Annotated in this window: 12 protein-coding genes; all 12 read left to right on the top strand. The window is 64.4% G+C overall.

Going from position 1 to position 12,446, the window contains the following annotated elements; translation table 11 throughout:
• The first annotated feature begins 3 nt into the window (after positions 1-3).
• The 12 genes from JWS14_RS14100 to JWS14_RS14155 all read left to right on the top strand — a co-directional run bounded on the left by JWS14_RS14100 (position 4) and on the right by JWS14_RS14155 (position 12,432).
• A complete protein-coding gene (locus tag JWS14_RS14100; RefSeq protein ID WP_095862194.1) occupies positions 4-798 on the top strand; it encodes an MlaE family ABC transporter permease in 795 nt (264 codons plus the stop codon).
• A 141-nt stretch (positions 799-939) separates the two neighbouring features.
• On the top strand, positions 940-1,716 hold the full coding sequence (locus tag JWS14_RS14105) for an MlaE family ABC transporter permease (protein WP_206016017.1): 777 nt from the start codon (positions 940-942) through the stop codon (positions 1,714-1,716).
• 1 nt (position 1,717) lies between these two features.
• Complete coding sequence (locus JWS14_RS14110) at positions 1,718-2,881, top strand: MCE family protein (protein WP_206013547.1); 1,164 nt, start codon at positions 1,718-1,720, stop codon at positions 2,879-2,881.
• Positions 2,881-3,882, top strand: coding sequence for an MCE family protein (locus JWS14_RS14115; protein WP_206013548.1), 1,002 nt, complete (start codon positions 2,881-2,883; stop codon positions 3,880-3,882). Before JWS14_RS14110 ends, JWS14_RS14115 begins: the two co-directional genes overlap by 1 nt.
• Positions 3,882-4,883, top strand: coding sequence for an MCE family protein (locus tag JWS14_RS14120; protein ID WP_206013549.1), 1,002 nt, complete (start codon positions 3,882-3,884; stop codon positions 4,881-4,883). Before JWS14_RS14115 ends, JWS14_RS14120 begins: the two co-directional genes overlap by 1 nt.
• A 17-nt stretch (positions 4,884-4,900) precedes the next feature.
• A complete protein-coding gene (locus tag JWS14_RS14125) occupies positions 4,901-6,097 on the top strand; it encodes an MCE family protein (RefSeq protein WP_241031340.1) in 1,197 nt (398 codons plus the stop codon).
• Complete coding sequence (locus JWS14_RS14130; protein ID WP_206013551.1) at positions 6,094-7,233, top strand: MCE family protein; 1,140 nt, start codon at positions 6,094-6,096, stop codon at positions 7,231-7,233. The genes JWS14_RS14125 and JWS14_RS14130 overlap by 4 nt, the downstream gene beginning before the upstream one ends.
• Positions 7,233-8,720, top strand: coding sequence for an MCE family protein (locus tag JWS14_RS14135; protein ID WP_206013552.1), 1,488 nt, complete (start codon positions 7,233-7,235; stop codon positions 8,718-8,720). Before JWS14_RS14130 ends, JWS14_RS14135 begins: the two co-directional genes overlap by 1 nt.
• Positions 8,696-9,295: a hypothetical protein gene (locus JWS14_RS14140; RefSeq protein WP_206013553.1), complete on the top strand. Its 600-nt coding sequence runs from the start codon at positions 8,696-8,698 to the stop codon at positions 9,293-9,295. The genes JWS14_RS14135 and JWS14_RS14140 overlap by 25 nt, the downstream gene beginning before the upstream one ends.
• Complete coding sequence (locus JWS14_RS14145) at positions 9,292-9,828, top strand: hypothetical protein (protein WP_206013554.1); 537 nt, start codon at positions 9,292-9,294, stop codon at positions 9,826-9,828. Before JWS14_RS14140 ends, JWS14_RS14145 begins: the two co-directional genes overlap by 4 nt.
• Before the next feature lie 56 nt (positions 9,829-9,884).
• Entirely contained in the window at positions 9,885-10,925 is a 1,041-nt protein-coding gene (locus JWS14_RS14150; protein ID WP_095862185.1) for an ABC transporter ATP-binding protein, read from the top strand.
• 61 nt (positions 10,926-10,986) lie between these two features.
• Entirely contained in the window at positions 10,987-12,432 is a 1,446-nt protein-coding gene (locus JWS14_RS14155; RefSeq protein WP_206013555.1) for an aldehyde dehydrogenase, read from the top strand.
• Positions 12,433-12,446 lie beyond the last annotated feature (14 nt).

Here is a 12,446-nt window from a genome sequence, read left to right on the forward strand (position 1 = left end):
TCGATGTCAGTAGATCTGGAAGCCCGCCCGTCGAGGGCGAGCGCTGTCAAGAAGGGCATTCAGGTCGCGCCGACTGCGGTGGGCGCGTTCTACGCGACGTCGATGGAGACGTTCCGATGCATGTTCAAGCGCCCCTTCCACGCTCGCGAGTTCGTTCAGCAGGCATGGTTCATTGCGGGTGTGTCGATCATGCCGGCGCTGCTGATGGCGATTCCCTTCTGCATGATGTTCGTCTACCAGATCAATATTCTGCTGGCCGAGATCGGAGCCGTCGACCTCAGCGGGGCCGGCGCCGGTGTCGCGATCATCCGTGAAATCGGTCCGGTGGTCACGGTTCTCGTGGTTGCCGGCGCCGGTTCGACCGCGATCTGCGCCGATCTGGGATCGCGCACGATTCGCGAGGAAATCGACGCGATGAAGGTGTTGGGAATCGACCCGATTCAGCGTTTGTGTGTACCGAGGGTGCTGGCGTCGACTCTCATCGGAATGTTTCTCAACGGTCTGGTGTCTGCCGTCGGACTGGTGGGCGGTTACTTCGCGACGGTCTACATGCAGGGTGCGTCGCCGGGGCAATACGTCACGGCCATCTCGATCCTCACGGGACTGCCCGATTTCCTTGTCAGTGAGGTGAAGGCGGCGGTGTTCGGCATGCTTGCCGGTCTCGTCGCGTGTCATCTGGGACTCAACGCGAAAGGCGGACCCAAGGGAGTGGGAGACGCCGTGAACCAGACCGTCGTATTCAGCTTCCTGCTGCTCTTCCTCGCGAACTCGGTTATCACCACTCTTGCGCTGCACTGACAGCGCTCAACACCTAGCCGCACAGTCGGCTGTCAACGGGAGAATTCTGTGTCGAAAGCTACTCGGGCCGCCCCGGCGAGACCGCACGTTGCCGGGCTCGCGCTCCGCGCGGTCGGTGCACCTGTTGGTCATCTGGAGGAGATGGGCAGGCAGCTCCACTTCTACAGCCACGCCGTCACCTCCATCCCGCACACGGTTCGGCGTTACCGCAAGGAGACGATCCGACTGCTCGCCGAGGTCAGCATGGGTACCGGTGCCCTTGCGGTGATCGGGGGAACCCTGGTGGTCATCTCGCTTCTCACCACCGCGGTCGGCTACGAGGTGGGCCAGCAGGGAGCGACGTCGATGGGCCGCATCGGAATCGGTGCGCTGTCCGGATTCATCTCGGCATTCTTCAATACCCGCGAGGCGATTCCCGTCATCGTCGGCATCGCGCTGACCGCGACGGTCGGTGCGGGTTTCACCGCTCAACTCGGTGCGATGCGGGTGAGCGAAGAGATCGACGCCATGGAGACCATGTCGATCCCGTCGCTCCCCTATCTGGTGAGCACTCGCGTCACCGCCGGGGTCATCGCGGTGATTCCGCTGTATGCCGTGGCGTTGTTCGTCGGGTACGTCGCCACGCAATTGGTCACCGAGTATCTCGGTGAGGCGAGCGGAACGTACCAGCACTATTTCAACGTCTTCCTCGTGCCGAGTGATGTCGCGTGGTCGATGGTGAAGGTGCTCGCGATGTCGGTCGTGGTGATGTGTGTGCACTGCTACCACGGCTACAACGCGAAGGGCGGGCCGGCGGGAGTCGGTATCGCGGTCGGACGTGCGGTACGCACATCCCTGATCTCGATCATGGTCATCGACCTTCTCATCGGAATCGCCGTCTACGGTGGCTCCGCAGGCGCCGTGAAAGTGTCGGGCTGACATGGGTGGCCATATCGAAGAGCGGAGCCGCCGCGTCTACGCGCTCCTGGGTGGGTGTCTGATCGCGTTGATGGCAATCGCGACCGCAGCGTCAGTCGGCATCTACCGCGGATTGTTCCATTCGACCGTCCCGGTCACGCTGTACTCGGTGCGGTCAGGGCTGATGCTCGAACCCGGCTCGGACATCAAGATGCGCGACGTCGTCGTCGGCCGGGTGTCGAAGGTACAACTGGTAGACGACCGGGCCGAGATCACCATGGACATCGACGAGAGCCGAACGTCGACGATCCCGGAGAACATCACGGCCGTGATCGATCCGACCACGTTGTTCGGACGCAAGTTCGTCACGCTCGTCCAGCCGGAACATCCCTCGAGCACAATGGTGTCGGCGGGCTCTGTGGTTCAGGGCACCGGCGTGGCCACCGAGGTGAACGATCTCCTCGAATCGCTGGTGACGGTGCTGCGGACCGTGGAACCGCAGAAGGTCAACGCGACGTTGAGTGCGTTGTCGACCTCGTTGCAGGGCCGCGGCGACCAACTCGGGGACATGATGGTCGAGCTCGACGCCTACTTGTCCGAGTTCAACGGCAGCCTTCCCACGTTGCAGCGGGATCTGGTCAAGGGTGCGGAGGTCTCCGATGTCCTCGCCGATGCCGCTCCGGAGCTGCTGCGGACCGTCGATCATGTGAGTACCACCGGTGACACGGTGACCGAACGGGAACAGCAGTTGAGCGCTTTCCTGCTCAGTTTCAGCGGTTTCGGCAACAGCGGGCTGAGCTTCTTCGAGGCTTCCGGTGACCCGTTGGAGAAGTCCCTCGATTCGCTGGAGCCGACGACGGCGCTGCTCGCCCAGCATGCGCCGATGTTCCCGTGCTTCCTGGCGAGCATGGATCAGACCAACAGGTACCTGGAGCGCACCGTCGGCGGTAGCGATCAGGCCGGGCTGAACATCCTCGGCACTCTGCTGATGGGCGATCCGCCTTACACGTACCCGGAGAATGCGCCGAAGAACGGTGCTGACGGCCCGCCGCGGTGCTACGACCCCGCGCAGGCCCCCGGCCATACCGATTTCGACGACGGCAGCAAGGCCTACCAGCCCGCGCACGGAATCGAAGATCTGATCGGCAACCCGTTCGCGCAGTTCATGTTCGGAGGTGTTCGCTGATGACGAAGGCACCGGGAATCAAGTTGCTGATCTTCGTCCTGGTCACGTCGTTGACGGGATTCGGTGTGGCGACGGTGGCGGGCAACATGCGCTTCGGCAGCACGAACACCTATCAGGCCGTGTTCTCGAATGCGTCCGGGCTGGGCCACGGGGAAGACATCAAGGTCGGTGGTGTGCCGATGGGAAAGGTGACAGAGGTGGAGTTGGCCGGAGACGGCACGGCAGTGGTGTCGTTCTCCCTCTCCACGGAACGCCCCCTGACGGCGGGGACGACGGCGCGGATCAAGTACAAGAACCTGATCGGTGACCGCTACGTGGAGCTCTCGAACGGACCTGGCGCGATCGGAGCGCTCGACGGCCCGATCCCCCTCGAGCAGACGACGCCGGCGCTCGACCTCGACCAGGTGGTCAACGGATTCCGTCCTCTCCTACAGGGTCTCGACCCGGATCAGACAAATCAACTGTCCGCTTCTCTGATCGAGGTACTGAACGGTCAGGAAGCGAGTATAGGGAGTCTGGTGGCCCAAATCGGAACCCTGAGCAACACATTGGCGGACCGGGATCAAGCGATCGGTCAGGTGGTGAGCAATTTCAACACCGTTGTCGGGACCGTGAACAATCGCGGTGACCAGTTCTCCGCACTGATCGACCAACTCCAACGTCTGGTCGCGGGTCTCGACGGCGACCGTGACCTGATCACCAATTCCCTGGTGAACATCGACCATGTCACGGACAGTCTCGCAGGAGTTCTCGACCAGAATCGCCCGGCGATCGCGCAGGACGTGGTTGCGCTGGGCAATCTCGCGGGCAACCTCGACGCGAATACCGACACCCTGAACATGGTGCTGTCCACGCTGCCCGAGAACTACCGCCTCATCGGCCGCGTCGCGGGTTACGGAAGTTTCGTGAACTTCTTCGTCTGCGGTCTCGCTGTCAAGTACGCGCCCGGGCCCGGTGGACTCACACCGATGTTCAAGGCCCCCGCAGAAAGGTGCCAGTGATGGCTCAGAAGTCCTTCCTCGAGCGCGATGCGTTCCGCATGGGCCTGGTCGGAACAGCCGTGCTGATCGGAGTCCTGTTTCTTGCGCTCAACTTCAACTCGATACCCGGTGTCAACAGGGCCACGACCTACCATGCCGAGTTCGCCGATGCCAGCGGCCTCGCGGTGGGTGATACCACGCAGATCGCCGGTGTGAAAGTCGGAGAGGTGAAGAAGCTTTCGATCGCCGATGGAAGAGTCGACGTGGAATTCGATGTGGACGGCGGTGCGCTCGGGCTCGGTGAGGACACGACGGCGGCGATCAAGGTCGAAACTGCGCTCGGTCGGCGGTACGTGGAGATCACTCCGGGACGCCATGGCGAGCTCGCCGACGACGCCACCATTCCGCTGGCCCATACCAGCTCCGGATACGACATCACCCGGGCGCTCGAGGAGGTCACCGACAAGGTGTCGGAGACCGACACCGTCAACCTGTCCGGCGCACTCGAGCAGGTCTCCTCGGTCGAAGACGAGCTTCCGCCTGACCTGCGGTCCTCTCTCGACGGCCTGTCCCGCCTGTCCGACACGGTGGCGAGCCGCGACGACGAACTGCGTCAGCTGCTCTCAGGCGCCGCCGACGTGTCCCGGATCCTCGCGGACCGAGACGTGCAGGTCGCCACGCTGTTCGGCCAAGGGCAGTCGCTCTTCACCGCACTGAACAGCCGGGCAGACACCATCCATCGCGTGCTCGTGCAGTCACGGCAGGTGGCCGACGCCCTCACCGGGCTTTCCCGCGACAACGCAGCAACACTCGGACCCACTCTCGATCAGTTGAAGACTCTGGTGGCCACATTGAACAGCAATTACGACAACATCAACGCATCGCTGACCGGCCTCGAACGGTTCGCGAAGCAGGTCGGCGAGGCGGTGGGCAGTGGTCCGTTCTTCGGGGTGCTCCTCCACAACATCGTTCCCGCCAACCTCTCCGGGCAGCTTCCCGGAAGCTTCGGGGGGCCGCGCTGATGGCATCGGTACGTGAGATGGCACGGGCAGTGCCGGCGAGACTGCTCGCCGTGGTGATCGCGGTCGCCCTCGTCGGGTTGCTGACCGCCGCCTGGATCGAAAATCACTCCGTCAACCACGTCACGGCGTATTTCCGGAACACCACCGGCATGTACGTCGGGGACCGGGTGATGATTCTCGGTGTCGAGGTCGGCCGCATCACGACGATCGAGCCGGACGGTGAACGGGTCCGAGTGGAGTTCGACTACGACAACGAGTACGACGTCCCCGCCGACGCGAAGGCGGCGGTCGTCGCCCCGACCTTGGTCACCGGCCGCTACATCCAGCTCGCACCGGCGTACTCGGGTGGACCGACCCTCGCGGACGGCGAAGAGATCCCCCTCGACCGAACAGCCGTCCCGGTCGAGTTCGACGAGATCAAGAAGCAGGTGGTCAAGCTCAGCGAGGACGCCGGACGCACTCCGGAGCATCCGGACGGTTCGCTCAATCGCTTCGTCAGCAGTACCGCTCGGACACTGGACGGCACGGGCACAGCGCTCCACGACTCCCTCATCCACCTCTCGGACGCCGCCACCATCCTGAACGCGAGCGGCGAGGACCTGTTCGGCACTGTCGAGAACCTTCAGAAGTTCACTACCGCGCTCGCGGCCAGCGATCAGCAGATCCGGGCATTCAGTGGCGAACTCGCGAACGTCTCGGGGCTGCTCAACGACAACCGGACCGAACTCGACGCGGTGCTGAGCAGCATGGTGACTACCTTTCAGGAAGTCACAAAGTTCATCGAGGACAATCGTGGGGCGCTGGTCGACAATGTCGGGCAGCTCGAAGAGATCACCCGGTTGCTCGTCGACCGCCAGGACACCCTGATGTCGATCCTGCACTCCGGACCGACGGCACTGTCCGACTTCTACAACATCTACGATTCCGACGCGAACTCGCTCACGGGCGCACTCGCGGTGCCCGAAATGCCGGACCCACGCTCGCTCATCTGTGCACTCTTGACCACGGTCGATGCTTCGGGCGACGAATGCAACACGGCTGCCGGCGCTTTCGCGGCGCCCTTGGCCAACGCCGCGGTGCGGCAGGCGTCACCGGCACCGGTCACCGCCCCGCGTCCCCCGGGGATCACGCCGGGCACTCCCGCACCGAATGATCCCGTCGCCTCCATCACCCAAAGTCTGCAGAACCTCATTCTCCCGGAGGGACCACGATGACGAACTCTCTGCGAAGATCGGCGCTCACGGCAACCATGCTCGTCGGTGTCGTCGCCGCGGCGGCAGGGTGCCGATTCGACGGAATCAATTCGATCGGGCTGCCCGGCAACGCGGTCGGAGGCGACGCCCACGAGGTGACAGTCGAGCTGGCGGACATCCAGAACCTGGTCGGCAACTCACCGGTGAAGGCCGGCAACGTCATCGTGGGAAACATCAGCCACATCACGGGCGACAACTGGGGCGCCAAGCTGACCCTCGAGCTCGACCCGGATGCAGAAATCCCCGTAAACGTCAGCGCCAAGCTCGCCCAAACCAGTGTGCTGGGCTCCCAGTACCTCGAGCTCACCGTGCCGCCCGGTACGGAGGGGGTCGGCAGACTCGCCGACGGCGACGTGATCCCCCTCGCCCGCACCAGCCAGTACCCGTCCACCGAGGAAGTGCTCTCGGCACTCGCGCTCGTCCTCAACGGAAGTGGATTGCAACAGATTCGCACCGTGACCTCCGAGCTCAACCGCGTTCTGGGTGGCCGGGAGGAATCGCTGCGCAGCCTGTTCGGCAACCTCGAAGAGTTCGTCGGTGGTGTCGACCAACAGCGCGACGACATCGTCCGGGCGATCGACGGACTGGACCGTCTCGGCGCGGAACTCGCCAGTCAGAATGAGACGATCGATCGGGGAATCACGTCGATCCAACCGGCCCTGCAGGTACTCGACGAACAGCAGAAACAACTCACCACGATGCTGAACGACGTGGGACGGTTCGGCGAGGTGGCCACCGAAGTACTCGAGAGCAGCCGCGACGACCTCGACGCCAATCTGCGGTCGCTGCAGCCGGTGTTGTCGCAGCTCGCTGCGGCCGGCGACCACCTCCCGGAAGCGTTGAAGATCGCCGGAACGATCCCGTTCCCGGTGACGACCACCCAGCGCGCCGTCAGGGGCGACTACATGAATCTCTTCCTCACCCTCGACGTCAGCGCCGAGACGGTCGGCGGCAAGGTCCTCGGCAGCATCCCCCTCGACGAACTGGCGGGACTGAACCCTGCCCGCCAAGCCGTGGATCCTCTCCTGGCACCCACCGGTACAACGACATCCGGCCGACCCGCGACGTCCGCACCGCAGAACGGAGCACCACGCTGATGAGATCGAAACTCGTTCGCTTCCAACTCATCGTGTTCACCGTGGTGGCAGTTCTCGCCGTCGGCAACGCCGCGGTCAACTACCTCGGGTTGAAGAGGGTCACCGGGATCGGGATGTACACGATCACGGCCGAATTCGATCGCGCCGGAGGCCTCTACGTCAACTCCCTCGTTACCTACCGCGGCGTCGACGTCGGCGTCGTGAAGTCGATCGACCTGGGCCCCGATCGGGCGTCGGCGGAATTGCAGCTGGATTCCGACTTCGCGATTCCCCGGAACAGCCAGGCATTCGTCCGCAGCGTCTCGGCCATCGGCGAGCAGTATCTGGACGTGGTTCCGGCATCCTCCGAAGGTCCCTTCCTCGCGGATGGTGACGTGATCACGAAGGAGAACACCGAAATCCCGGTGCCTGCCTCCGAGGTCGTCGACAAGGTGAACGTGCTCCTGTCGGAACTGCCCAAGGACGACCTCCGAGTCACCGTCGACGAGGCCTACACCGCATTCGACGGCGCCGGACCTGCCTTGTCGCGACTCATCGACTCCTCGCGTCCTTTGATCGAACTCGCGCAGGCGAAGATCGGCACCACGAGGACCCTGCTCGACGACGCCGAACCCGTCCTCGAGGCCGGAATCGACTCGCGAGCAGACATCGCGAGCTTCGCCCACGATCTCTCCTCGTTCTCCGAGCAGTTGGTGATGAGCGACGCGCAGGTCCGCGGTGTCCTGGACAACGGATCACAGTTCTTCGACACGGTCAGCGGCACACTCGACGACGTCCGCCCCACCGTTCCGCTGCTGCTGGCGAACCTCCAAACGGTCGGTGAGGTCGTGCGAGTGAACATCCCGGGTATCGAGCAGATCCTGGTGATCTACCCGGCCGTGTCGGCATCGATCAACTACATGCACCGGGGAGTCCAGGGCGACGACCGGGTGTACGGTCAGGGCGCCCTCGACGTCAAGCTCGGCAACTCCGCGAACCCGCTCCCCTGCACCGAGGGTTACCAGGAAACCCAGCGGCGCGACCCCAGCGATCTCAGCGCGATCCCCGCACCGGAGAATTCCTACTGCAAGCTGCCGCAGGCCGACCCTCGGGTCGCACGAGGGGCACGGAACATCCCCTGCGCGACGAATCCCGCGGTGCGCACCGCCGAGATCGCGGACTGCCCGGGCGGTCTGCCGTCCACGTGGCCGGACATGCTTGCCCGGCCGGGACAACCGTATTCGCCGCCGCCGGTGGATACCGGCGGTCCGAGCACGGGACCGATCTCGACCCCGCCGAGCCCGGACGCCACCGAACCCGGAACCGTCACACCGGCCTCGTGGTCGAACCGACAAGAATTGGGGAGCGGCGCCGGCACTCTCAGCGTTCCCTATGACCCGGTTACCGGAAATTTCCGGGCACCGAACGGCGATCTCTACTCGATCGCCGGCGTTTCCGCACCACACCCGAAGGAGGAATCGACATGGCAGGCACTTCTGCTCCGGTAGAGGTCGAACCCCGCCTCGACCAGCCCGGCCCCGACCGACCCGAGGACGAGGCCCCAGCGGGGGCCGTACCCGACTCCGAGGAGCGGGCACCGACGCGCGGATTCCTCATCGGCCTGGCCACGACCGCGGTGATCGCGATCGCCGCCGTCGTCGTCGGCGGCGTCTCGTGGACCAACCTACGCACCGAACAGACCGCACAGTCCCGAGACGAGCAGGTCCTCGAGACGGCACGGCAGGTGGTGGTCAACCTCGTGACACTGCGGCACCAGAGCGTCGACGAAGATATCCAACGCGTCGCGGACGGCACCACAGGACCGTTCCGCGACCAATTCACCAGCGCATCGGGCAGTTTCGGTGAAGTATTGAACCAGGGCCAGGTCGAGTCGACCGGTGAAGTAAAGGAAGCCGGTCTCGTCGAGGCCGACGACGACCACGCCGTGGTCCTCGCCGCCGTGACGTCCACGGTCAAGAACACCGAGGCACCCGACGGCGAGATCCGCGTCTACCGCATGAAGGTCTCGCTCGATTCGGTGGACGGCAACTGGCTCGTCTCGGATGTGGAGTTCGTAGCATGAGAAACACACTCACCCGGATACCCGAGGCCATCGCCACCTGGTCCTACGCGCGGCGGCGAGCCACCCGCTACCTCGCCGTGCTTCTCGCCGGCGGACTCGTCGCGGTCGCGGTTGCGGTCGCGGTCACCCTCCAGGTCCACGATCACCACCAGATCAACAGCGCGGAGGCACAGGCGCGTGAACGCGCCACTCGACTGGTCGCCGACGTGTTGTCGTACGACTTCAACACCATCGACACGCATTTCACCGACGTACTTCCCAGTCTCGGTGGCGATCTCCGCGGCCAGTTCGACAGTGTCGGCAAAGAGGTCATCATTCCGTCGGCGAAACAGCGCCAGGTCGTCACCTCGGCGACCGTCGTCGAATCCTCCGTCGTGGCCGCGTCGGAAGACGCGGTGACTCTGCTGTTCTTCGTCAACCAGTCGACCACCAGCACCGACAGCGCCGCACCGAAGTTGGACGGAAGTCGCGTGCGGGTCGGCATGACCGAGCAGGAGGGTACGTGGGTCATGACGGAGATGACTCCGGTCTGACCGTTTCCCCGAAACACGGGGATCAGTCGATGTTTTCGCAATCGTAGGAGGTAGTCGTGGGTGTCGAGGTATCCGTCGAGGGACTGACCAAGTCGTTCGGCTCGCAGAGGATCTGGCAGGACGTCACGTTGACCCTGCCCACCGGCGAGGTCAGCGCATTGCTCGGCCCGTCCGGAACGGGCAAATCGGTGTTCCTGAAATCGCTGATCGGTCTGCTCCGCCCCGAGCAGGGCTCGATCGTGATCGACGGCACCAACATTCTCGAATGCTCGTCCAAGGAACTCTACGAGATCCGCAAGCTGTTCGGGGTGCTGTTCCAGGACGGTGCGTTGTTCGGCTCGATGAACCTGTACGACAACGTGGCCTTCCCGTTGCGCGAGCACACCAAGAAGTCCGAGTCGGACGTCCGCAAGATCGTGATGGAGAAGATGGAACTCGTCGGCCTGCTCGGGGCCGAGGACAAACTGCCCGGGGAGATCTCCGGTGGCATGCGCAAGCGGGCCGGCCTGGCCCGGGCGCTGGTGCTGGACCCGCAGATCATCCTCGTCGACGAACCCGACTCCGGCCTGGACCCGGTCCGCACCACCTACATCAGCCAGACGCTGATCGACATCAACGCCGAAATCGACGCGACGATCCTGATCGTCTCGCACAACATCAACCTCGCGCGGACGGTGCCGGACAACATCGGCATGCTGTTCCGCCGACAACTGGTGATGTTCGGACCCCGCGAGGTGCTGCTCACCAGCGACCAGCCGGTGGTCAAACAGTTCCTCAACGGCACCATGATCGGCCCGATCGGGATGTCCGAGGAGAAAGACGAGGCCACCATGGCCGCCGAGCAGGCCATGGTCGACGCCGGACACCACGCCGGTGGTGTCGACGACGTCGAGGGCATCGTCCCGCAGATGAAGGCCACCCCGGGGATGCCGTTCCGGCAGGCCGTCGCCCGCCGGCAGGAACGCGTCCGCGACATCTTGCACACCCTGCCGGAGAACGCGCAGGTCGCCATCCAGGACAGCTTCGAGGAGAGCTTCGGCCCCTACGACGACACCGAGGATTTCTCGATATACGAGGAGCCCCTCGAATCCGTGTGATCCATCTTCCCGGTTCACGACTCGGCAACAAGAACAGCCAGATCAACGAGAGGAACCCGTCATGACGACGAACAACAACGCCTTCTTCATCGGAGGCGAATGGCATGCGCCCGCCTCGAGTGGCGTGATCACGGTGGTATCGCCCAACGACGAACAGGTGGTGGGCCACACCCCCGATGGCGCCGAACCCGACATGGACGCCGCCGTCGACGCGGCACGCCGGGCATTCGACGATCCGACCGGTTGGTCGCAGTGGGAACCGGCTCGGCGAGCGCAGGCACTGGGACGCCTTGCAGATGCGCTCGACAAACGCGCACCGGAGATGGTCCAGGCGGTGAGCTCACAGAACGGCATGCCCGTCGCGGTCGCAGAGAAGCTGGAAGCCGTATTCCCGCAGGTTCTGCTGCGCTACTACGCCGGATTGATCGAGAACGACTCCTTCGAGGAGACACGGCCGGGTCTGCTCGGCGGATCGACTCTCGTGACCAAGACCCCGATCGGGGTCGTCGGCGCGATCGTCCCGTGGAACTTCCCGCAGGCACTCGCCGCGTTCAAATACGCTCCCGCTCTGGCTGCCGGGTGCACGATCGTCATCAAGCCGTCCCCGGAGACGGTCCTCGACAGCTACGTTCTCGCGGAAGCGGTCGAAGAGGCAGCCCTGCCGGCGGGCGTGATCAACATCGTGCCCGGCGGTCGCGAACTGGGCGCGTACCTGGTCTCGCATCCCGGCATCGACAAGGTGGCGTTCACCGGGTCGTCGACTGCCGGCCGCAACATCGCCGAGGCCTGCGGCCGACTGCTCCGGCCGGTCACGCTGGAACTCGGTGGAAAGTCGGCGGCGATCATCCTCGACGACGCGAATCTGGATCTCGCCACCGTCGGCGAACAGCTGTTCGGGGCGACCATGCTGAACAACGGCCAGGTCTGCTACCTCGGCACCCGCATCCTGGCACCACAGTCGCGCTACCAGGAAGTGGTCGACACGTTCAGTGCTCTGGCCGGGTCACTTACCGTAGGAAGTTCCCTCGACCCCGCCACGATGATCGGACCGATGGCCAGCGCCCGGCAGCGCGACCGGGTCGAGTCCTACATCGCGAAGGGCAGAGGCGAGGGTGCCCGCATCACGGTCGGTGGTGGACGCCCCGCGGACCTCGAGAAGGGATGGTTCGTGGAACCGACCATCTTCGCGGACGTCGACAACAACTACACGATCGCCCAGGAGGAGATCTTCGGACCCGTGCTGTCGATCATTTCTTTTCGGGACGACGAGGACGCTGTCCGCATCGCCAACGACAGCGACTTCGGTCTCGGCGGCACCGTCTTCACCGCCGATCACGACCACGGAGTCGCCGTCGCCCGGCGCATCCAGACGGGAACCGTCGGCATCAACGGCTACCTTCCCGATCCGACGGCGCCGTTCGGTGGTGTCAAGGCCAGTGGTCTCGGACGCGAATTGGGTCCGGAGGCCCTGTCCGCCTATCTCGTGCCGAAGTCGATCTACCTGTAAAGGCGAGTGCGGGT

It is taken from the genome of Rhodococcus koreensis, from assembly GCF_017068375.1.
In the GTDB taxonomy this organism is placed as follows: Bacteria; Actinomycetota; Actinomycetes; order Mycobacteriales; family Mycobacteriaceae; genus Rhodococcus_F; species Rhodococcus_F koreensis.